The sequence below is a fragment of the Pseudaquabacterium terrae genome (genome assembly GCF_013266755.1).
In the GTDB taxonomy this organism is placed as follows: Bacteria; Pseudomonadota; Gammaproteobacteria; order Burkholderiales; family Burkholderiaceae_C; genus Pseudaquabacterium; species Pseudaquabacterium terrae.
Window position 1 is genome coordinate 609,435 of the sequence record NZ_JABRWJ010000004.1, and the last position, 20,198, is coordinate 629,632.

General features: G+C 68.7%; 20 protein-coding genes. 14 read left to right on the top strand and 6 right to left on the bottom strand.

Annotated elements, in window-relative coordinates:
• Positions 1-3 precede the first annotated feature (3 nt).
• Entirely contained in the window at positions 4-1,377 is a 1,374-nt protein-coding gene (locus HLB44_RS15440) for an N-acetylmuramoyl-L-alanine amidase (RefSeq protein ID WP_173123985.1), read from the bottom strand.
• Positions 1,370-1,855 (bottom strand): tRNA (adenosine(37)-N6)-threonylcarbamoyltransferase complex ATPase subunit type 1 TsaE, encoded by a 486-nt coding sequence (gene tsaE, locus HLB44_RS15445; protein WP_343051341.1) that lies wholly within the window; start codon positions 1,853-1,855, stop codon positions 1,370-1,372. The genes HLB44_RS15440 and tsaE overlap by 8 nt, the downstream gene beginning before the upstream one ends.
• Between tsaE and queG the strand changes: the two genes are divergently transcribed.
• On the top strand, positions 1,841-2,968 hold the full coding sequence (gene queG / locus HLB44_RS15450) for a tRNA epoxyqueuosine(34) reductase QueG (protein ID WP_173123987.1): 1,128 nt from the start codon (positions 1,841-1,843) through the stop codon (positions 2,966-2,968). The two genes, tsaE and queG, sit on opposite strands and share 15 nt — an antisense overlap.
• A complete protein-coding gene (locus tag HLB44_RS15455) occupies positions 2,965-4,977 on the top strand; it encodes a M13 family metallopeptidase (protein ID WP_173123989.1) in 2,013 nt (670 codons plus the stop codon). Before queG ends, HLB44_RS15455 begins: the two co-directional genes overlap by 4 nt.
• A 9-nt stretch (positions 4,978-4,986) precedes the next feature.
• Here HLB44_RS15455 and HLB44_RS15460 read toward each other — a convergent pair whose 3' ends face one another.
• Entirely contained in the window at positions 4,987-5,760 is a 774-nt protein-coding gene (locus HLB44_RS15460) for a ferredoxin--NADP reductase (protein WP_173123991.1), read from the bottom strand.
• Positions 5,761-5,942: 182 nt separating this feature from the next.
• Between HLB44_RS15460 and HLB44_RS15465 the strand changes: the two genes are divergently transcribed.
• The 4 genes from HLB44_RS15465 to HLB44_RS15480 all read left to right on the top strand — a co-directional run bounded on the left by HLB44_RS15465 (position 5,943) and on the right by HLB44_RS15480 (position 9,740).
• Positions 5,943-7,133, top strand: a complete 1,191-nt coding sequence (locus HLB44_RS15465; protein WP_173123993.1) for an ABC transporter substrate-binding protein — start codon at positions 5,943-5,945, stop codon at positions 7,131-7,133.
• Between the two features lie 27 nt (positions 7,134-7,160).
• Positions 7,161-7,868 (top strand): bifunctional nicotinamidase/pyrazinamidase, encoded by a 708-nt coding sequence (pncA, locus tag HLB44_RS15470; RefSeq protein ID WP_173123995.1) that lies wholly within the window; start codon positions 7,161-7,163, stop codon positions 7,866-7,868.
• Positions 7,865-8,800, top strand: coding sequence for a DMT family transporter (locus HLB44_RS15475; RefSeq protein ID WP_173123997.1), 936 nt, complete (start codon positions 7,865-7,867; stop codon positions 8,798-8,800). Before pncA ends, HLB44_RS15475 begins: the two co-directional genes overlap by 4 nt.
• Before the next feature lie 211 nt (positions 8,801-9,011).
• On the top strand, positions 9,012-9,740 hold the full coding sequence (locus HLB44_RS15480; RefSeq protein ID WP_173123999.1) for a response regulator: 729 nt from the start codon (positions 9,012-9,014) through the stop codon (positions 9,738-9,740).
• Here HLB44_RS15480 and HLB44_RS15485 read toward each other — a convergent pair.
• Positions 9,684-11,492, bottom strand: coding sequence for a sensor histidine kinase (locus HLB44_RS15485; protein WP_173124001.1), 1,809 nt, complete (start codon positions 11,490-11,492; stop codon positions 9,684-9,686). The genes HLB44_RS15480 and HLB44_RS15485 overlap by 57 nt on opposite strands.
• The gene (locus HLB44_RS15490; protein WP_173124003.1) at positions 11,492-12,394 is read right to left on the bottom strand and encodes an AEC family transporter; all 903 of its coding nucleotides are present in this window, start codon (positions 12,392-12,394) and stop codon (positions 11,492-11,494) included. The genes HLB44_RS15485 and HLB44_RS15490 overlap by 1 nt, the downstream gene beginning before the upstream one ends.
• Before the next feature lie 99 nt (positions 12,395-12,493).
• On the opposite strand from HLB44_RS15490, the gene HLB44_RS15495 reads away from it, so the two are divergent.
• Genes HLB44_RS15495 through xerD form a run of 3 tightly spaced genes read left to right on the top strand, consistent with a single transcriptional unit; the run spans position 12,494 to position 15,044 of the window.
• Positions 12,494-13,075: a chalcone isomerase family protein gene (locus tag HLB44_RS15495; RefSeq protein ID WP_173124005.1), complete on the top strand. Its 582-nt coding sequence runs from the start codon at positions 12,494-12,496 to the stop codon at positions 13,073-13,075.
• Positions 13,076-13,132: 57 nt separating this feature from the next.
• Complete coding sequence (locus HLB44_RS15500; protein WP_173124007.1) at positions 13,133-14,101, top strand: tripartite tricarboxylate transporter substrate binding protein BugE; 969 nt, start codon at positions 13,133-13,135, stop codon at positions 14,099-14,101.
• A 22-nt stretch (positions 14,102-14,123) separates the two neighbouring features.
• Entirely contained in the window at positions 14,124-15,044 is a 921-nt protein-coding gene (xerD, locus tag HLB44_RS15505) for a site-specific tyrosine recombinase XerD (RefSeq protein ID WP_173124009.1), read from the top strand.
• A 32-nt stretch (positions 15,045-15,076) separates the two neighbouring features.
• On the opposite strand, the gene HLB44_RS15510 is transcribed toward xerD, so the two are convergent.
• Entirely contained in the window at positions 15,077-15,544 is a 468-nt protein-coding gene (locus HLB44_RS15510; RefSeq protein WP_173124011.1) for an Lrp/AsnC family transcriptional regulator, read from the bottom strand.
• 172 nt (positions 15,545-15,716) lie between these two features.
• On the opposite strand from HLB44_RS15510, the gene HLB44_RS15515 reads away from it, so the two are divergent.
• The 5 genes from HLB44_RS15515 (at position 15,717) to HLB44_RS15535 (ending at position 20,196) form a co-directional block, all read left to right on the top strand.
• On the top strand, positions 15,717-16,316 hold the full coding sequence (locus HLB44_RS15515) for a MarC family protein (protein ID WP_173124013.1): 600 nt from the start codon (positions 15,717-15,719) through the stop codon (positions 16,314-16,316).
• Positions 16,317-16,431: 115 nt separating this feature from the next.
• Entirely contained in the window at positions 16,432-17,208 is a 777-nt protein-coding gene (locus tag HLB44_RS15520) for an ABC transporter substrate-binding protein (RefSeq protein ID WP_173124015.1), read from the top strand.
• A gap of 203 nt (positions 17,209-17,411) precedes the next feature.
• Complete coding sequence (locus HLB44_RS15525; RefSeq protein ID WP_425500806.1) at positions 17,412-18,137, top strand: amino acid ABC transporter permease; 726 nt, start codon at positions 17,412-17,414, stop codon at positions 18,135-18,137.
• Positions 18,134-18,871: an amino acid ABC transporter ATP-binding protein gene (locus HLB44_RS15530; protein WP_173124019.1), complete on the top strand. Its 738-nt coding sequence runs from the start codon at positions 18,134-18,136 to the stop codon at positions 18,869-18,871. The genes HLB44_RS15525 and HLB44_RS15530 overlap by 4 nt, the downstream gene beginning before the upstream one ends.
• A 41-nt stretch (positions 18,872-18,912) precedes the next feature.
• The gene (locus tag HLB44_RS15535) at positions 18,913-20,196 is read left to right on the top strand and encodes a DcaP family trimeric outer membrane transporter (RefSeq protein WP_173124021.1); all 1,284 of its coding nucleotides are present in this window, start codon (positions 18,913-18,915) and stop codon (positions 20,194-20,196) included.
• The last annotated feature ends 2 nt before the right edge of the window (positions 20,197-20,198 follow it).

The window sequence follows — 20,198 nt, forward strand, 5'->3', positions numbered from 1 at the left end:
TCGCTACAAGGCGCGGTTACGCGCGAGAGGCGGATTGCGCGCGAAGTAGCGCCGGATGCCGGTGAACAGCGCCTCGACCAGCTTGTCCTGGTAACCCTCGTCGCGCAGCTTGGCTTCTTCGCCGGGATTGGTGATGAAACCGGTCTCGACCAGGATGCTCGGGATGTCGGGCGCCTTCAGCACCGCGAAGCCGGCCTGCTCGACCTGGCGCTTGTGCAGCGCGCCGACGCGGCCGATGCGTTCGAGCACTTCGCGGCCGATCACCAGGCTGTCGCGGATCTGCGCAGTGGTGCTCATGTCGACCATCGCGCGCAGCACCTGCGCATCCTTCACCGCGGTGTTGGCGCCGCCGACCAGGTCGGCGCCGTTCTCCTTCTGCGCCAGCCAGCGCGCCGCGCTGCTGGTGGCGCCCGACTCCGACAGCGCGAACACCGAAGCACCCTTGGCCTGCGGCGTGAAGAAGGCGTCGGCATGGATCGAGACGAAGAGGTCGGCCTGCACGCGTCGCGCCTTGCGCACGCGCTCGTGCAGCGGCACGAAGAAGTCGGCGTCCCGCGTCAGCATCGCGCGCATGCCGGGCACGCTGTTCAGGCGCTCGCGCAGCTTGCTGGCAATCTGCAGCACGACGTCCTTCTCGCGCAGCCCGCTGGGGCCGATCGCCCCCGGATCCTCGCCACCGTGGCCGGGGTCGAGCGCGATGACGATCAGCCGGTCGATGCGGCGCTGCTCGTCGGCCGGCAGCGTCGCGACGGCCGGCGGGGTGGGCGCCGGTGGCAGCGCCGGAGCCGATGCGGTCGGCCCGGGGCCGGGCGCCGAGGCCGCGCTGCGCGGCTGCTCGAGCTTGCCGATGAACTCGCCGAGCGCGTCGTTCATGCTCTTCGCGGCCTGCGCTTCGGCGCGCTCGCGGTCGCGGATCAGCTCGAGCAGCGGGTCGTGCTGCTGCGTCGGGTGCAGGTCGAAGACCAGGCGGTGCCGGTAGGCGGCCACCGGCGGCAGGCTCAGCTGCTGCGGCGCGACCGGCTGCTTCAGGTCGACCACCAGGCGCACCACGCGTGGCTGGTTCTGACCGATGCGCACGCCGGCGATGTAGGGGTCGTCGGCGCGTACCTTGCCGACCAGCTCGCGCAGCGCCGGGCTGAGCTCGAGCTGCTCGATGTCGATCACCAGCCGTGGCGGCGAATCGGCGACGAAGTGCCGCGCCGCGAGCGCGACGTCGGACTCGATCGTCACGCGGCTGTAGTCGTTGGCCGGCCAGACGCGCACGCCGACGATGCTCGCCGCGCCCCAGGCCAGGTCGCGGCCGGCCAGCAGCAGCACCAGCGTGCCGAAACGCTGCAGTGCAACACGTCGAGGGAGGGGCGGTGGCAGCTCAGCCATGCAGCAGCTCAACGCCGCGCGGCGTCATTGCGTCGACATGCACGTCGCGACTGTCATCGTCGCGCACGGCGATCTGAAAGCGCAGGTCGGGCATCGGCAACAGTCCGGCGGCATGGTCCGGCCACTCGGCAATCTTCAGGCCCGGTGCGGCCAGCACGTCACGCAGGCCGGCGTCCAGGCCCTCGCGCGGATCGCTGAAGCGATAGAAGTCGAAGTGAGCGGCCAGCGCGCCTCCCGGCAGTTCGTAGGGCTCCATCACCGCGTAGGTCGGGCTCTTGATGCGGCCGCTGACGCCCAGCGCGCGCAGCAGGTGGCGCACGAAGGTGGTCTTGCCGGCACCGAGCGGGCCGTGCAGCTCGATCAGCGCCTCGTGGATACCGGCGCGCGCGGCCAGGATTTGCGCGAACGCTGCGCAGGAGGCCTCGTCGGCCCAATGCAGGCGCCGCGTTTCTAGAATGAGCGAATGCGCGAGGGTCACGTCACAGAGCGGGAAGAGCCGGCGGCGGCGGGGGGTGCGCTCGATGCGGCCGGGCTGCTCGAGCGGCTGCGCACCTGGGGACACGAGCTCGGATTCTCCCAGATCGGTGTGGCCGGCATCGACCTGCACGAGGCCGAGGCCGGGCTGCAGGCCTGGCTGGCCGCGGGCTTTCACGGCAGCATGCACTACATGCAGGCCCATGGCCTGAAGCGGGCGCGGCCGGCCGAGCTGGTGCCCGGCACGTTGCGCGTGATCACCGCGCGTTTGGACTACCTGCCGCGCGATACGCCGCAGGGCTGGCAGGCGATCGGCTTCGAGCGCTTGCGCGAGGCACAGCTCGGCAATGTCTCGATCTATGCCCGCGGCCGCGACTACCACAAGGTGCTGCGCCAGCGGCTGCAGAAGCTGGCCGATCGATTGCAGGAAGCGGTCGGCCCGTTCGGTCACCGCGTCTTCACCGATTCGGCACCGGTTCTCGAGGTCGAGCTGGCGCAGCGCAGCGGCCTCGGCTGGCGCGGCAAGCACACGCTGGTGCTGTCGCGCGAGGGCGGCTCGATGTTCTTCCTCGGCGAGATCTACGTCGACTTAGGCCTGCCGCTCACACCGCCGGGCGGCGCGCACTGCGGCCAGTGCAGTGCCTGCATCGACGTCTGCCCGACCCGGGCGATCGTCGCGCCGTACCGGCTCGATGCGCGGCGCTGCCTGTCGTACCTGACGATCGAGCAGGACGGCCCGATCCCGATCGAATTCCGCGCCGCGCTCGGCAACCGCATCTACGGCTGCGACGACTGCCAGCTCATCTGCCCGTGGAACAAGTACGCACAGCGCAGCACGCTGCCCGACTTCGACCGCCGCGAGGCGCTGGCCGAGCCGACGCTGCTCGCGCTGTGGGCCTGGAGCGAGGCCGACTTCCTGCGCCACACCGAGGGCAGCGCGATCCGCCGCATCGGCCATGCGCGCTGGCGCCGCAACCTGGCGGTGGCGCTCGGCAACGCCTGGCGGGACAGCGGCGACCGGCGCGTGGCGCAGGCCCTCGACGCGGCGCGCGGCGAAGCTTCGCCGCTGCTGCGTGAGCACATCGAGTGGGCGCTCACGCAGCGCAGCGACGCATGAGGCGGTGCATCCGCGCGGCGGTCCTCGCGGCCTGCCTGTGCGCATTGGGCGAGGTCTCCGCGCAGCCCACCGGCGTCGACCGCAGCGGCTTCGATGCCAGGACCCGTGTGCAGGACGACCTGTTCCGCGCCGTCAACGGTGGCTGGCTCGATGCGACCGAGATGCCGCCGGACAAGCCCGTGCTCGGCAGCTTTGTCGTGCTGCGCGATCTGTCGGACGAGCGCGTGCGTGCGATCGCCGAAGGCCTCGTCGACCGCCCGCCCGAGGGCGACGCCGATGCAGCGCGCATCGCCGCCTTCTGGCGCGCCTACACCGACACCGCGACGCTGGAGCGGCGCGGGTTGAAAGCGGTGCAGCCGCTGTTCGAGCAGATCGATCGCCTCGACACGCCGGGCGCGCTGCTGGCCTGGTTGGGCGCGCACCAGGCGGTGATCGAGGGGCCGTTGATGCTGCGGATACGGCCCGATGCGCGCGAGCCGTCGATGCAGCGGGTGCACCTGATGCAAGGCGGCCTGGGTCTGCCGGATCGCGACTACTACCTGCTGCCGGACGAACGTTATGCGCAGGCGCGCGCGGCCTATCGCCATCATCTGCAGACGCTGTTCCTGCTCGCCGGCAGCCCCGAGCCGGCGCTGTGGGCGCGGCAGGTCTTCGCGCTCGAGCAGCAGCTCGCGGCGCGCCAGGTCGACCGGGTCACGAACCGTGATCCGAAGCAGGCCTACAACCCGATGTCGCTGGCCCAGTTGCGTGCCGCGGCGCCCGGCGTGGCCTGGGGCGCGCTGTTCGACGCCGCGGGGCTCGAGGACGTCGAGCCGCTGGTCGTGGCGCAGCCGGGTTACGTCGTCGGCCTCGCGGCGCTGCTGGCCGAAGCGCCGATCGTGCATTGGCAGCGCTACCTGAAGGCGCATCTGCTCGACGAGGCGAGCGAGGTGCTGCCGGCGGCTTTTCGCGAGGCGCGTTTCGTGTTCCGCGACTCGGTGCTGCGCGGCACCACCGCGCAGCGGCCGCGCTGGCAGCAGGCGGTCGGCGCGCTGAATGCCGCGCTGGGCGAGGCGGTCGGCCGGCGCTACGTCGCGCTGCACTACCCACCGGGGCACCAGGCGCGCATGCAGGCGATGGTGCAGCATCTGCTGCGGGCCTTCGACGAATCGATCGGCGAGCTGCGCTGGATGTCGGCCGCGACGAAGGCGCAGGCGCGCGACAAGCTGGCGAAGATGCAGGTCAAGATCGGCCACCCACAGCGCTGGCGCGACGACAGCGGGCTCGAGCTGAAGCCCGACGACGCCTTCGGCAACCGGCTGCGCGTGATCCGCCACGAGTGGCAGCGCCAGGTCGCGCGCGCCGGCCGGCCGGTGCTGCGCGACGAGTGGAGCACGACGCCGCAGACGGTCAACGCCTTCTACTCGTCGCCGCGCAACGAGATCGTCTTTCCGGCCGCCGTGCTGCAGCCGCCGTTCTTCGATCCGCAGGCCGACGATGCGCAGAACTACGGCGCCATCGGCGCGATCATCGGCCACGAGATCAGCCACGGCTTCGACGACCGCGGCAGCCAGTTCGATGGCGAGGGCCGGCTTCGCAACTGGTGGACGGCGGAGGATCGCGCGGCCTTCGATGCACTCGGGGCGCGGCTGGTCGCGCAATACGGCGCCTACGAGCCGCTGGCGGGCAAGCGCATCAACGGCCGCTTGACGCTCGGCGAGAACATCGCCGACCTGTCGGGTTTGCAGGTCGCGTACAAGGCCTGGCAGCGCTCGCTCGATGGCGCGCCGGCGCCGGTGATCGACGGGCTGAGCGGGGCGCAGCGCTTCTTCGTCGGCTGGTCACGCGCCTGGCGCGGCAAGCTGCGGGCCGAGGCCGAGCTGCTGCGGCTGACGACCGACCCGCATTCGCCGCCGCGCTATCGCGCGAATGGCGTGGCGATCAATCACGATGCCTTCCACGAGGCCTTCGGGACCCGGCCGGGCGATGGGATGTTCAAGCCGGAGGCGGAACGCATCCGTCTCTGGTGAATCTGAGGGCTACTGCTCGGCGAACGCGCGCTCGATGACGAAGTCCCCCGGCGTCGAGGTGTTGCCTTCCTTGAAGCCGCGGCCTTCGAGCAGGTGCTTCAGGTCGCGCAGCATCCCGGGGCTGCCGCAGATCATCACCCGGTCCTGCGTTGCGTCGAGCGCCGGCAGGCCGAGGTCGCTGGTCAGCTTGCCGGTCTCGATCAGCTCGGTCACGCGGCCCATGTTCTTGTAGGTCTCGCGCGTGACGGTCGGGTAGTAGCGCAGCTGGCTGGTGACCATCTCGCCCAGGAACTCGTGGTTCGGCAAGTGTTCGACGACGAGGTCGTGGTAGGCCAGTTCGTCGACCTGGCGCACGCCGTGCACCAGCACCACCTGCTCGAACTTCTCGTAGGTGGCCGGGTCGCGGATGATGCTCATGAAGGGCGCCAGGCCGGTGCCGGTGGACATCAGGTACAGCCGACGCCCGGGCACCAGGTAGTCGATCACCAGCGTGCCGGTCGGCTTGCGGCCGACGATGATCGTGTCGCCGACCTGGATGTGCTGCAGCCGCGAGGTCAGCGGGCCGTCGGGCACCTTGATGCTGAGGAACTCGAGGTGCTCCTCGTAGTTCGCGCTGACGATCGAGTAGGCGCGCAGCAACGGCTTGTTGTTGACGCGCAGCCCGATCATCGTGAAATGGCCGTTCGAGAAGCGCAGCGACTGGTCGCGCGTGGTCGTGAAGGTGAACAGGCGGTCGGTCCAGTGGTGGACGCTCAGCACACGCTCTTCGTTGAAGGCACTCATGGGTCTTGCTCGACAGTTGCTCGGGAAATGATGCGCCGCGGCGGTTCAGCAGTCCGTCACGGGTGCGACATCGGGTGGATACTGATTTTCATGTAGTGGAGACTACATGAAATTACGTCCGCGGCGGAATGCGTTATTCTGCCCCGAACCCAGGGTTGTCCCTGACCAGGAGGACTTTCCGCATGAGCCGTCAATCGATCGCCGCCATCCTGTTGGCCGGCTTCACAGCGCTGGCATCGGCGCAAGGCACGCTGAAGATCGGCGAGGTCAACAGCTACAAGGTGCAGCCCGCCTTCCTCGAGCCGTACAAGAAGGGCATGGAGCTGGCGGTCGAGGAGATCAACGCCGCCGGCGGCGTCAACGGCCGCAAGATCCAGCTGATCACGCGTGACGACAACGGCACGCCCGGCGATGCGGTGCGCGCCGCCGAGGAGCTGGTGTCGCGCGAGCAGGTGGATGTGCTGGCGGGCGGTTTCCTGTCGAACATCGGCCTGGCGCTCGCCGACTTCGCGAAGCAGAAGAAGTTCTTCTACCTCGCCTCCGAGCCGCTGACCGACAAGATCGTCTGGGGCAACGGCAACAAGTACACCTTCCGCCTGCGCCCGTCGACCTACATGCAATCGGCGATGCTGGCGCCCGAGGCGGCCAAGCTGAAGAAGAAGCGCTGGGCCGTGGTCTATCCGAACTACGAGTACGGCCAGTCGTCGGTCGCCACCTTCAAACAATTGCTGAAGGCCGCGCAGCCGGATGTCGAGTTCGTCGCCGAGCAGGCGCCGCCGCTGGGCAAGCTCGATGCCGGCAGCGTCGTGCAGGCGCTGGCCGATGCCAAGCCCGACGCGATCTTCAACGTGCTGTTCGGCGCCGACCTGGCCAAGTTCGTGCGCGAGGGCAATACGCGCGGCCTGTTCCAGGGCCGCGAGGTCGTCAGCATGCTGACCGGCGAGCCCGAGTACCTCGATCCGCTGAAGGACGAGACGCCCAATGGCTGGATCGTCACCGGCTACCCGTGGTACGGCATCCAGACGCCCGAGCACAAGGCCTTCTTCCTCGCCTACCACCGCAAGTACAACGACTACCCGCGCCTGGGCTCGGTGGTCGGCTACACGACGATCAAGTCGATCGCCGCCGGCGTCGCGAAGGCCAAGAGCAGCGAGACCGAGAAGCTGATCGCCGCCTTCCGCGGGCTGACGATCGACACGCCGTTCGGCAAGGCGACCTACCGCGCCGAGGACCACCAGTCGACGATGGGTGCCTACGTCGGCAAGACCAAGAACGACAAGGGCAAGGGCACGATGGTCGACTACGTCTACCTCGACGGCGCGAAGTACCAGCCGACGAACGACGAAGTCAAGAAGCTGCGTCCCGCGAATTGATCAACCCCTGACGAGGAGGTCGAAGCGATGGTTCCCATTCAACGCCGCGCGCTGCTGGGCGCGCTCTCGCTCGCCGCGCTGCCCACCTGGGCGGCCGCGAAGCTCAAGCCCGGCGCGAACAGCGCGCTGATCGTCGTCGATGTGCAGAACTGCTTCGTCACCGGCGGCACGCTGCCGGTGGCCAAGGGTGAAGAGGTGGTGCCGGTGATCAACCGCATTGCCGCGGGCTTTCAGAACATCGTCGTCACGCAGGACTGGCACACGCCGGGCCATGCGTCCTTCGCCAGCGCGCACGCCGGCAAGAAGCCCTTCGAGACGACGACGCTGAAGTACGGCCAGCAGGTGCTGTGGCCCGACCACTGCGTGCAGGGCAGCGACGACGCGGCGCTGCACAAGGACTTGAAACTGCCGACTGCGCAGCTGATCATCCGCAAGGGCTACAACAAGGCGGTCGACAGCTACTCGGCCTTCGAGGAGGCCGACCACAAGACGCCGACCGGCCTGGCCGGCTACCTGAAGGCGCGCGGCATCAAGACGGTGTTCGTCTCCGGCCTGGCGACCGACTTCTGCGTCGCGTGGACGGCGATGGATGCGCGCAAGCACGGCTTCGAGGCCTACGTCATCGAGGACGCGAGCCGCGGCATCGACCTGAACGGCTCGCTCGCCGCGGCGTGGAAGGCGATGGCCGCCAAGGGCGTCAAGCGCATCCAGTCGAGCGATCTCGACATCGCTTGACCGGCGGCGCCTCAAAGCGCGATGCGGCACGCGGGCTGTGGCTCGGCGTGCTGGCGATGGCGATGTTCGGGCTGACGCTGCCAATGACGCAGCTGGCGGTCGGCAGCGCGGCGGCGCCGCAGCTGTCGCCGCTGTTCGTCACCTCGGCGCGTGCGGTGGTTGCCGCGGGTCTGTCGGCGCTGCTGCTGTGGACGACACGCGCGCCGTGGCCGCGGCGCGCGCACTGGCCGGCATTGGCCATCGCCGCGCTCGGCAACGCGATCGGTTATCCGCTGCTGCTGGCCTGGTCGCTGCGCCATGTCAGCAGCGCGCATGCAGCGGTGATCACCGCGCTGGCGCCGCTGTTGACGGCGGTGGCGGCGGCGATCGTGATGCGCCAGCGGGCGCGGCTCGGCTTCTGGGGCTGCGCGCTCGCGGGTTGCGCGCTGGTGGTTGCCTACTCGCTGCTGCGCGCTGCGGGCAGCGGCAACGCGGGGCTCGCGCCCGGCGCGGTCGACGCGGTGCTGTTCGTCGCCGTGCTCGCGGCATCGATCGGTTATGTCTACGGCGCGCGCGTCACGCCCGAGCTCGGCGCCGAACGGGTGATCTGCTGGGTCACGCTGGTCGCGTTGCCGGTCACGCTGCCGGTTGCGCTGCTGAACTGGCCGGCGCAGCCGGTGGCGGCAAGCGCGTGGGTCGGCTTCGGCTACGTCAGCCTGTTCTCGATGTGGATCGGCTTCTTCGCCTGGTACCGCGCACTGGCGATCGGCGGGGCCTTGCGCGTCAGCCAGGTGCAACTGCTGCAGCCGTTCTTCGCGATGGGTTTCGCCTGGCCGCTGCTCGGCGAACGCATCGAGCTGCAGAGCCTGGGCTTCGCGATCGCCGTGATCGCCACCGTGTGGCTGGGCCGGCGCTTCAGCGCAAGCCCGAGCCCGGCGCGAACCGTGCGCTGATCGCCGGCGGTTGCCCCGGCCCCGCAGCCATGCTGAAGGGGCCGGGTCCGCTTCTCCTTCCCTCTCCCCCCTGTGCCGAACCGGACGACCTGGCGCAACTATCGCCGCCGCCGCCTCAGCCGACCATCCGACAAATGCCCGGCCATGCTCCGGAATGCGTATCCGACAAACGTCGGGTCACGCCTGGTCCCGTCCTTCTTATGATCGGCTCATGACAACACCGGCTCCCCGGTCCATCCTGCTGCTGGAGGACATGGCGATGGTGCGCGGCGGCATGAAGGCGCTGATCCAGCTCGCCGAGCCGCGCGCGCAGGTGCTCGAAGCCGCGGGCCACGACGAGGCGGTGGCGCTGCTCGATGCCCGCGACGTCGACTTCGCCTTCCTCGATGTCGACCTGCGCGATGCACGGCACACCGGCCTCGACGTGCTGCGGCATCTGCGCAGCCGCGGCCGCCCGACGCTCGCGATCATGCTGTCGGCGATCTCCGACCGCGCCACGGTGATGGCGTGCATCGATGCCGGCGCCTGCGGCTACATCCTGAAGGACATGGAAGAGAGCGCGTTCGAGCCGTTCCGCGCAGAGGACGTGTTCCGCAACGCGATCGAGACGGTGCTGCGCGGCTGCCTGTACCTGCCGGCCTCGGTGCTCGGACGCGGCGGCTTCGTACCGGCCGCGCCGCTCGCGCGCCCGGTGGTCGGCGCATCCGAGCTCGGGCTGACGCCGCGGCAATGCGAGGTGCTGTTCTACATCTGCCAGGGGCTGCAGAACAAGGCGATCGCCGACCGCATGGGCATCGCCGAGGGCACGGTGCGCAAGGACTACGTGACCGCGATCTACCAGTGCTTCGGCGTCCGTCGGCGCACCGAGCTGATCGTCGAGATCTCACGCCGCGGCATCGTCGTCGCCGCGCCGGGCGCGCGCGAGCAGGCCCTGCAGTGACGTGATCACGCGCGCCGCATCGGCGTGCGGCGGCAGCAGGTCCATCGGCAGCGCGTGGCCGTATTCGGCCTGCACGATCGCGGCGGCCGCGGCCGGCTCGAGCTCGTGCGGATCGACCAGCAGCAGCTCCGCTTCGTACGGCATCTCCTTCAGCAGCGCCGCCAGCTCGGCCGCCGCGGCCGCTTCGCACAGGTGGCCGGCGCGCGACAGGTCCGCGACCAGCGACTCGCGCGCGGTCGACGCGGCCATCACCACGATCACGCTGGACGCGCCGGCACCGCGCTCCATCGGCGCCGGCTCGGGCAGCGGCGGCGCCTGGCTGAGCGGCACATCGATCGAGAACCGCGTGCCGTGGCCCAGCGCGGACGTGACGACGAGCTGATGCTCCGACAGCGTCGCGATCATCGCGTTGACGATCGACAGCCCGAGCCCGACGCCGCGCTGCGGATCGTGCGTCGCGCGACCGGCCTGGAAGAACGGGCGGAAGACTCGGGCCAGGTCGTCCTCGGCGATGCCGATGCCGTTGTCGACGACGTCGATCCGCACCCGCGTCGGCAGCCGCACCAGCCCGATGACGACGCGGCGGCCTTCGCCCTTGGCCGGGTCGGAATACTTGATCGCGTTGTAGACCAGGTTCTCGAGGATGCGGCGCGCGAACGTGCGGTCGCTTCGCACCGGGGCCGGCCGCTCGCAGCGCAGCAGCCGCACGCTGACCGACGTGCGCGCCGCGGTGCCCGCCGCCAGCCAGGCGATCGCGCGCACCAGCTCGGCGAGGTCGAAGTGCTCGTAGCTCGGCACGCGCTCGGCCGCTTCGAGCGTCGACAGCTCGAGCACCGCGGCGAAGGTCGCGCGGGTCTCGTTCGCCGCGGCTTTCGCGGCGGCCAGCAGCGCGTGCACGTCGGCATCGCCGCCGCTGCGGGCGCCGGCGCTGGCGGCGTCGAGGTAGTTGCCCAGCGCCTGCATCGGCTGGCGCAGGTCGTGCGCCGCCTCGGCGAGGAACTTCGACTTGGCGCGGTTGGCCTGCAGCGCGGCGCTGCGTTCGCGCTCCTTCTGCAGCACCAGCAGCTCGGTCGCCTGCTCGACATCGCGCCGCGCATGCCGCTCGTCATCGACAGCGCGCTCGAGCAGGCCCTCGCGCGTGAAGCGCTCGCGTTCGTACAGCTCCAGCCGCACGCAGATGCTGTGGCAGATCAGCAGCAGCGGGATCGTCGACAGTGTCCACAACGGATCGACGGTCTCGGACAGCACGTTGAACAGCGCCAGCTGGGCGAGGATCACCGCGCCGGAGACCGCGGCCGGCCGCGACAGGATGTGCGTGAACGCGAACAGGCCGATCACGATGACGAAGCCGCCGGGATAGTAGGCGCTGTAGCCGTCAGGGTAGGGCACGACGACCAGCGCCATCGCGAACTCCACTGCCGTCATCGACAGCCCGCCGAGCAGCATCGCGATCGTCCAGGCACGCTCGTCGCGCAGCCGGCCGGCGAACGAGGTCGCGAGCACCGCCAGCACCAGTGCCGCGACGACGAGCCGCAACGTGATGGCCGTCGGTCCATGCGGGAAGTCATCGAGCTCCAGGGGCAGGAAGGCCATCCAGACGGCGAACGCGAAAATCAGCGTGACCTGGCGGAACGGTGCGAAGTGCTCGCAATGCTGTTGCAGGAAGCGGCGTTCGGTCTCGCCCACGAAGCGGCGCGGGAACAGCAGCGTCGTCGCTGCGGCGCGCAGGACCGGGTGGCGTGGCGGGTGCATCAGCGCAGCATGCCCAGCACCGCCAGCGCTGTCGGCAGGCCGAACATGCCGATCAGCGTCGACACCGTGACGAGGCCGGCGACGTAACTGCCATGCCCGCCCATGCGCGTGGCCAGCACGTAGGCGCTGCTGGCGGTGGGCAGCGCGGCAAACGCCACCAGCACCGCCTGCTGGCCGACGGGCAGGTTCAGCCCGAGCGCCAGGGCGATCGCCAGCGCCGGCAGCAGCGCATGGCGGATGACCATCAGGGCCGCCGCGAGGCCCGGTCCCTCGCGCAAGGCGCCGAAACGCAGGCCGGCGCCGACGGCCATCAGCCCCAGCGGCAGCGCCGCGCCGCCGATGCGGTTCAGCGTGATCGAGGCGATCTCCGGCAACTGCAGCCCGGCCAGGTTCGCGGCCAGCCCGGCGACGGTGGCGAGGATCAGCGGATTGCGCGCCAGCTCGCGCAGGTAACCATGGCCGCCGGCGCGCGCCAGCGGCCACACGGCGGCGATGTTGCACAAGGGCACGCACAGCGACACCAGCAGCGCCTGCCAGGCCAGCCCTTGCGCGCCGGCCAGGCGCTCGGCCAACGCCAGGCCGACGTAGGAGTTGAAGCGGAAGGCGGTCTGCGCGCCCGAGGCGTGCAGGTGCGCATTCACCCCCGGCACGGCGCGCAGCGCGTAGGCCAGCACGATGCCGGCGCCGACCACCGCGACGCCGGCGCCGCCGAAGGTCAGCGCGGTGCCGGGATTCAGCGGGTTGCGGACGATTGCATTGAACAGCAGCGCCGGGAACAGCAGGTAGTAGACGAGGCGCTCGGTGCCGTCCCAGACCGGCCGGTCGAGCAGCGTGTAGCGGCAGATCAGGTAGCCGCAGACGATCAGCGCGAAATCGGGCAGCAGCACCAGCAGGTCGGGCATCGATACAGTGTGCCAGTGCGTTTCAGTGTCTCCCTGACCTGTCGGCGAACGCCGCCCGCGGCGCGTTGTCGAACCTTGATGAACCCCAACAACCACTCCTTGCGCCGCCTCCTTTCCATCACCACCCTGGTGCTGGCCTGCAGCGCGGCCGCCGCGGCGCCGCAGACCCAGGTCGGCGGCGTGCGCTTCGCCCCCGATCTGCAACTCGCCGGCCAGGCCCTGTCGCTCAACGGCGCCGGCCTGCGTGCGCACCCGATGCTCAAGGGCTTCGCCGCTGCGCTCTACCTCGGTCAGCGCACCAGCGATCCACGCCACGTGGTGGCGCAACCGGGGCCCAAACGCCTGCAGATCCGCATGCTGCTCGACGTGCCGGCCGAGGAATTCGTCAAGGCCTTCCACAAGGGCGTCCAGCGCAACACGCCGGCGCCGGAGCAGCCGAATCTCACCGAGCGCATGGCCCGCTTCGACGGCCTGCTGCGGCCACTCGGCAAGGTCCGCAAGGGCGACCTGGTGAACCTGGACTTCGTGCCGGGCCAGGGTTTGCTGTTCAGCCACAACGGCAAGCTGCTCGGACCGGCGATTCCCGGCGAGGACCTCTACGGCGCGCTGCTGCGCATCTTCGTCGGCGAACGGCCGGTGGATCCGCAGCTGAAGGCCGGGTTGCTCGGTACGGCGGCCTGAAGCGCGGCGCTGCAGAATCGGCGCCATTCCCTTCGACGACACGAAAGACGAGCGTCCATGAAAACTCTCAGCAAGACCCTCGCGCTGCTGGCGCTCGCCGCCACCCCGCTGGCCGCGCTGGCCCAGGCCTATCCGAACAAGCCGGTCAAGCTCGTCGTGCCCTTCGCCCCTGGCGGCACCACCGACATCATTGCCCGCACGCTGGCGCAGGGCATCCAGCCGGCGCTCGGCCAGACGCTGATCGTCGAGAACAAGTCCGGCGGCGGCGGCGTGCTCGGCGCGACCGAAACCGCGCGTGCCGCGCCCGACGGTTATTCGCTCGGCATGGCCACCGTCTCGACGACCGCCGCGAACCCGGCGATCAACCCGAAGATCCCGTACGACCCGCTGGTCGACTTCACGCCGATCATCAACATCGCCGCGACGCCCAACGTCATCGCCGTGCACCCGTCGTTCCCGGCCAAGGACTACGCCAGCTTCATCGCCGAGCTGCAGAAGAACCCCGGCAAGTACAGCTACGCCAGCTCGGGCACCGGCGGCATCGGGCACCTGCAGATGGAGCTCTTCAAGAGCATGTCGAAGACCTTCATCACGCACATCCCGTACCGCGGCGCCGGCCCGGCACTGAACGACACCGTGGCCGGCCAGGTGCCGATCATCTTCGACAACCTGCCCTCGGCGCTGCCCTTCATCAAGGACGGGCGGCTGATCCCGATCGTCGTTGCCGCGCCGCAGCGGCTGACGGTGCTGCCGAACATCCCGACCTTCGCCGAGGTGAAGCTGCCGCCCGTCAACCGCATGGCCTACTACGGCATCTACGGCCCGAAGGGGCTGCCGAAGGAGGTGGTCGACAAGGTGCATGCGGCGGTCAAGAAGACGCTGGAATTGCCGGACGTCAAGAAGCGCATCGAGGACACCGGCTCGCTGATCGTCGCCAACACGCCGGCCGAGTTCGCCGAGCAGATCAAGGGCGAGCTGGTGACCTACAAGAAGGTCGTGCAGCTGCAGCGCCTGACGCTGGACTGAAGGCCGAACCCCCCGGCTGTCGATGGAGCCGCTGCAGGCCCGCAGCTTCGGCGAAAGCCGCGCATCGATCGATCGTTTCGTCGATGCCTTGTGGATCGAGGACGGCCTGGCGCGCCTGACGCTCGAGGCCTACCGGCGCGACCTGAACCTCTACGCGCAATGGCTGGCGGGCGAGGGCGGCGGCCGCTGCCTGGACGCCAGCACCGAGGTCGACCTGCTCGGCTACATCGCCGCACGCCATGCCGAATCGCGCGCGACGACGGCGAACCGCCGGCTCACCGTCTTCAAGCGTTATTTCCGCTGGGCGGTGCGCGAGCGGCTGGTCAAGGCCGACCCGACGATGCGGCTGGGCAGCGCGCGCCAGCCGATGCGCGTGCCGAAGACGCTGTCCGAAGCGCAGGTCGAGGCGCTGCTCGGCGCGCCCGATGTCGAGGACATGCTGGGCCTGCGCGACCGCGCGATGCTCGAGCTGATGTACGCCTCGGGCCTGCGCGTGTCCGAGCTGGTCGAGCTGAAGACCGTGCGGCTCGGCCTCAATGAGGGCATCGTCAGCGTGCTCGGCAAGGGCAGCAAGGAGCGGCTGGTGCCCTTCGGCGCCGAGGCCCATGCGTGGATCGAGCGCTACCTCGCCAAGGGGCGGTCGGCGATCCTGAAGGGCCGGCACAGCGAGGCGCTCTTCGTCACCGCGCGCGGCGGGGCGATGACGCGGCAGATGTTCTGGATCCTGGTCAAGCGCCACGCGCTGGCTGCCGGCATCCATGCGCCCCTGTCGCCGCACACGCTGCGCCACGCCTTCGCGACGCATCTGCTGAACCACGGCGCCGACCTGCGTGCCGTGCAGCTGCTGCTCGGCCATGCCGACATCTCGACGACGACGATCTACACCCACGTCGCGCGCGAGCGGCTGCGGCAGCTGCATGCGCAGCACCATCCGCGCGGATAACGGGTTAGCACATCGGCCGTCAATACTGGCCCTCAGTTCACCGGCAGCGGCGCCGCCGGCTTGACCTCTTCCATGCAGATCATCGAGCGCACGTCGGCGATGCCCGGTGTCTGCATCAGCCGGTCGGTCAGGAACTGCGACAGGCTCTTCAGGTCCGGCGCCACCACCTTCAGCAGGTAGTCGTAGTCGCCCGAGACGGTGTGGCACTCGAGGATCTGCGTGAAGCTGCGGATCGTCGCCTCGATCTCGCGCACGCGGTCGAACTTGCCGCCGTCGATGTTCAGGCTGACGTAGGCGGTGACCTGGTAGCCGAGCTTGTCGCCCTGCACCAGCGCGCGGTAGCCGCGGATGACGCCGCGCTCTTCCAGCGCGCGCACCCGGCGCAGGCACTGCGGTGCGGACAGGTGCACCTTGGCCGCCAGGTCGACGTTCGACATCCGGCCGTCGGCCTGGAGGAACGAAAGGATCTTGCGATCGATGCTGTCGAGTGCTCCGTGCATCACTAATGCCCCAGACTGGATGAAAGATTATTGCGTATCTGACCGCATTGATGCATCAAGTGGCAAGCATCTTGCATTGCCGCCTGCCTACCATCGCGCACTGTTGTCGGGGCACTGCAGTCGATCGGTGGGTCGGTGGATTGCGGTGGGGCCGGGGGTACGATGAAAAACCATGGATCACAGCTTCGTCTCGGCGTTCGTGCTGTTGCTGCTCGTGCTGGATCCGTTCGGCAGCCTGCCGATCTTCATCTCGGTGTTGAGCGGCGTGCCGCCGGAGCGCCGGCGCCGCGTCGCGGTGCGCGAGGTGGTGATCGCCTTCGTCGTGCTGCTCGGGTTCATGGTCGCCGGCCAGGGTTTTCTCGCGCTGATGCGACTGTCGGAGCGCTCGCTCGAAGTGGCCGGCGGCGTGATCCTGCTGATCATCGCGATCCGCATGATCTTCGCGGGCGGCGAGGATGTCTATGCAAGCGACGGCCAGCGCGAGCCGCTGATCTTTCCGCTCGCGGTGCCGCTGCTGGCCGGGCCGTCGGCGATGGCCACCGTGCTGCTGCTGGCCTCGCGCCAGCCCGACCGCATGTGGCACTGGGTCGGCGCGCTGACCCTGGCGATGGGTGTCTCCGGCGTCGTGCTGCTGGCGGCCGATCGCATCCGGCATTGGCTGGGCGCATCGATGGTCTCGGCGATCGAGAAGCTGATGGGCCTGGTGCTGACCGCGATCGCCGTCGAAATGATTCTTGCCGGGCTCAAGCGCTATTTTTTCGACAACGCATGAAACGGATTTCCGCGTGATTCTCTGATGCGCCACTCCTAGAATCCGCCCCCAGCCGCAAACGGGCTATCCCTATCGTTTTCCCTCATCACGAAGTACCGCGAAAGGTTCTCACGCCATGAAGCTGCTGAAGTCGCTGACCCGACGTGCCCTGTTCACCGCCGCCCTGATCGGCGTGGCGGCCGGGGCCCAGGCCCGTTCGTTCGAAGACATCAAGAAGGACGGCAAGATCGTCATCGCGACCGAAGGCCAGTTCGCGCCGTTCAACTTCTTCCAGGGCGCGAAACTCACCGGCTTCGAGGTCGAGGTGGCCGAAGCGGTCGCCGCGAAGATGGGGCTGAAGGTCGAATGGAAGGCGCTGTCCTTCGACGCGCTGCTGACCGGCCTGCGCCAGGACCGCTGGGACATGGTGATCGCCTCGCACGGCATCACCGAAGAGCGCGCCAAGGCCGTGACCTTCACCGAGCCGCACTACTGCTCGGGCGGCGTGATCATCACGAAGAATCCGGCGATCAAGACCGCCAAGGACCTGGCGGGCAAGGTGATCGCGGTGCAGACCGGCACGACCTACCAGGAGAACGTCAAGAAGGTCAGCGCGGTCAAGGAGATCAAGAACTTCCCGCAGGACACCGATGCGCGTGCCGCACTGGCCTCCGATCGTGTCGACGCCTGGGTCACCGACCGCTTCGTCGCGTTGAATTCGCTGCAGGCGAATCCCGCGGCCGGCCTGAAGATGGGCGACTTCCTGTTCATCGAGCGCATTGCGTCGGCGGTCGCCAAGGGCAATACCGGCCTGGCCGGCGAGATCAACAAGGGGCTGGCCGCGATCCTGGCCGACGGCAGCTACGCGGCGATTTCGAAGAAGTACTTCAACGACGACATCCGGTGTAAGTAGAGACCCCCCCGGAGCGGCCTGGCGGCCGCTTCCCCCCAGGGGGCAACGCCAGCGGCCCGGCAGAGCCGGTTCCGCGGCGTTCGCTTGATATTGCCGGCGCTTCGCGCGGCATTTGATTCCCGCTGTAGGAGCCACTGATCGTGGACCGAATGCTTTCCATTTGGCCGGCCGGATGGTCGCGCCAAGCGCGCAGCAGTGCGACGATGTTGTCGGCATCGCTGCTGCTGTTGCTGATTCTCTGGTTGATTCCGATTCCGCTCGCGTGGGCGCCGGATCCGATCGGCAACAACGCGCAGTTGTTTGCCGAGGGCACGCGGGTCACGGTGCAATTGACGGTGGTGTCCGGATTGATCGGCGTGGTGCTCGGGGTGATGGCGGCATTGGGCAAGGTGTCGCGCTTTGCACCGCTGCGCTGGATTGCCGGCTTCTACATCTGGGTGATGCGCGGCACGCCGCTGCTGGTGCAGGTGCTGTTCGTCTATTTCGCGCTGCCGGAGGTGCACCCGCTGCTGCGCATGAATGAGTTCACCGCGGCCTGCGTGGCGCTCGCCTTGAACGTCGGCGCCTACAACGCCGAGGCGATCCGCTCGGGGCTGCTGGCGGTGCCGAAGGGGCAGATCGAGGCGGCGCGTTCGCTCGGGCTGAACCGCTGGTACACGTTCATCGACGTGACCTTTCCGCAGGCGTTCAAGATTTCGCTGCCGCCACTGGTCAACAACATCGTCGCGCTGCTGAAGGATTCGTCGCTGGCCTTCACGATCGGCGTCGTCGAATTGACGAATGCCGGCTCGCAGGTCAAGAGCACCTCGTTCCAGGCGGTGCCGGTGTTCATCGCCACCGCCGTCATTTACCTGGTGCTGACGACGGTGATGACACAGATCTCCGATGCGGTCGAACGCCGCTTCGACATCGAGGGGAAGCTGGGATGAACGCGCCGCTCATTTCGGTCGACAAGGTCAACAAGCACTTCGGCCCGCACCATGTGCTGCACGACGTGACCACGCATTTCGATGCCGGCAAGGTCACGGTGATCCTCGGCGCCTCGGGCTCGGGCAAGAGCACGCTGCTGCGCATGTTGAATCGCCTGGAGACGCACGACTCGGGCCGCATCGTCGTCGACGGCATCGAGGTCAACGACGACCACAAGGCGCTGGACAAGCTGCGCGCCGAGGTCGGCATGGTGTTCCAGCAGTTCAACCTGTTCCCGCACCTGACGGTGCTGGACAACGTGACGCTGGCGCCGAGGCGCGTGCGCAAGATGGACCGTGCGGCGGCCGAGGCCAGGGCGCTGGAGTTGATCGAGCGTGTGGGCTTGAGCGCTCACTCGCACAAGCATCCGTTTCAACTCTCGGGCGGCCAGCAGCAGCGCGTGGCGATCGCGCGCAGCCTGGCCATGCAGCCCAAGGTGCTGCTGTTCGACGAGCCGACCTCGGCCCTCGACCCCGAGATGGTCAAGGAAGTGCTCGACGTGATGAAGGGCCTCGCGAAGAGCGGCATGACGATGCTCGTCGTGACCCACGAGATGGGCTTTGCGCGCGAGGTCGCCGACCGCGTGCTGTTCCTCGACAAGGGCTGCATCGCCGCCGATGCGCCGCCCGCCCAATTCTTCGGCGCCCAGGCCAACGAGCGGATCCGCGCGTTCCTGGGCCAGATCGTGCACTGACCCATAAAAACCCCGTCGCTTCTGACAAGGAGAAGGTGAAGATGAAGCTCCAACCCACGCTGATCGGCCTGGCGGCCTCGTTGCTGGTCCTGGGCACTGCGCCCGCGCTGGCCCAATCGAATGCGGTGCTCGACGAGCTGCGCGAAGAAATCCGCAAGCTGCGCGCCGAAGTCAATGAACTGAAGAAGCAGAAGGCCGCCGAGGCCAAGCCCGCCGACGCGAGCGGCTGGGGCGATCGCATCGAGCAGCTCGAGATCAAGAGCAAGGATGCGGTCGTGCTCGGCGACATCGGCGGCAGCTTCCGGCTGCCGGGCTCGGAGACGTCGCTGCGGTTCTATGGCTTTGCCGAGGCGCATGCGATTCACGATATTCGCGAGCCGGGTCCGAGCGACCTGTTCACCGACCTGATGTTCCAGCCGCTGCGCAACTCGGGCACGCAAAAGGGCAAGACCAAGCTGACTGCCTCCACATCGCGCTTCGGCTTCGAGTCGTCGACGCCGACCGGCGTGGGCAGCTTCAACACCAAGGTCGAGGCCGACTTCTATTCGTACGGCAGCGGCAACCGCAACCGCCTGCGCCTGCGCCATGCCTACGGCGAATACGCCGGCTTCCTGGTCGGCCAGACCTGGTCGACCTTCATGGACCTGGACAACCTGCCGGAGACGGTCGACTTCAACGGCCCGATCGGTGCGCCGTTCTCGCGCCGCACGATGATCCGCTACACCTACAACAACCCGCAGTTCGCCAAGCTGACCTTCGCGATCGAGGATCCGGAAGACCAGTTCGGCGGTGGCAGCGCGAACGAGCGCATGCCGCAGTTCGTTGCCCGCTTCGACAAGAGCTTCGACTGGGGCGCGATCAACGTGCGCGGGCTGGCGCACGAGAAGCGCTCGGGCGGCGACACCAAGCGCGGCGGCGGACTCGGTGTCGGCATGAGCTTCAAGCTCGGCGACAGCGACCTGCTGATGGGCCAGTGGGCGCGCGTCGACGGCGACATCGACCAGATGTACGGCAGCAACGGCTACGACATCGATGCCGACACCGGTGCGCTCACCTTCGACAAGAACAAGGGCTTCGTGCTCGGCTGGGCGCACACCTACAGCGGCCAGCTGCGCGGCACGGTGGCCTTCGGCCGCAACGATGCCGACCGCGCCACCGCGCTGGCCGACAACAAGCGCCTGCAACAGCTCTTCGTCAATGTGATCTATTCGCCGATCAAGAACATCGAGCTCGGCGCCGAGGTGATCCTCGGCGAGCGCCGCACCTTTGCCGGCGACAAGGGCCAGATGCGCCGTGTCGACCTGATGGGGCGTTACAGCTTCTGACG

What these genes read in the sequence shown, in the direction of transcription:
- xerD (WP_173124009.1), top strand. Translation starts at nt 14,124, where the DNA reads ATGGAGCCGCTGCAGGCCCGCAGCTTCGGCGAAAGCCGCGCATCGATC.
- HLB44_RS15530 (WP_173124019.1), top strand. Translation starts at nt 18,134, where the DNA reads ATGAACGCGCCGCTCATTTCGGTCGACAAGGTCAACAAGCACTTCGGC.
- pncA (WP_173123995.1), top strand. Translation starts at nt 7,161, where the DNA reads ATGGTTCCCATTCAACGCCGCGCGCTGCTGGGCGCGCTCTCGCTCGCC.
- HLB44_RS15490 (WP_173124003.1), bottom strand. Translation starts at nt 12,394, where the DNA reads ATGCCCGACCTGCTGGTGCTGCTGCCCGATTTCGCGCTGATCGTCTGC.
- HLB44_RS15455 (WP_173123989.1), top strand. Translation starts at nt 2,965, where the DNA reads ATGAGGCGGTGCATCCGCGCGGCGGTCCTCGCGGCCTGCCTGTGCGCA.
- HLB44_RS15465 (WP_173123993.1), top strand. Translation starts at nt 5,943, where the DNA reads ATGAGCCGTCAATCGATCGCCGCCATCCTGTTGGCCGGCTTCACAGCG.
- HLB44_RS15500 (WP_173124007.1), top strand. Translation starts at nt 13,133, where the DNA reads ATGAAAACTCTCAGCAAGACCCTCGCGCTGCTGGCGCTCGCCGCCACC.
- HLB44_RS15525 (WP_425500806.1), top strand. Translation starts at nt 17,412, where the DNA reads ATGTTGTCGGCATCGCTGCTGCTGTTGCTGATTCTCTGGTTGATTCCG.
- HLB44_RS15460 (WP_173123991.1), bottom strand. Translation starts at nt 5,760, where the DNA reads ATGAGTGCCTTCAACGAAGAGCGTGTGCTGAGCGTCCACCACTGGACC.
- HLB44_RS15440 (WP_173123985.1), bottom strand. Translation starts at nt 1,377, where the DNA reads ATGGCTGAGCTGCCACCGCCCCTCCCTCGACGTGTTGCACTGCAGCGT.
- HLB44_RS15515 (WP_173124013.1), top strand. Translation starts at nt 15,717, where the DNA reads ATGGATCACAGCTTCGTCTCGGCGTTCGTGCTGTTGCTGCTCGTGCTG.
- HLB44_RS15520 (WP_173124015.1), top strand. Translation starts at nt 16,432, where the DNA reads ATGAAGCTGCTGAAGTCGCTGACCCGACGTGCCCTGTTCACCGCCGCC.
- HLB44_RS15510 (WP_173124011.1), bottom strand. Translation starts at nt 15,544, where the DNA reads ATGCACGGAGCACTCGACAGCATCGATCGCAAGATCCTTTCGTTCCTC.
- HLB44_RS15535 (WP_173124021.1), top strand. Translation starts at nt 18,913, where the DNA reads ATGAAGCTCCAACCCACGCTGATCGGCCTGGCGGCCTCGTTGCTGGTC.
- queG (WP_173123987.1), top strand. Translation starts at nt 1,841, where the DNA reads ATGCGCGAGGGTCACGTCACAGAGCGGGAAGAGCCGGCGGCGGCGGGG.
- HLB44_RS15480 (WP_173123999.1), top strand. Translation starts at nt 9,012, where the DNA reads ATGACAACACCGGCTCCCCGGTCCATCCTGCTGCTGGAGGACATGGCG.
- HLB44_RS15485 (WP_173124001.1), bottom strand. Translation starts at nt 11,492, where the DNA reads ATGCACCCGCCACGCCACCCGGTCCTGCGCGCCGCAGCGACGACGCTG.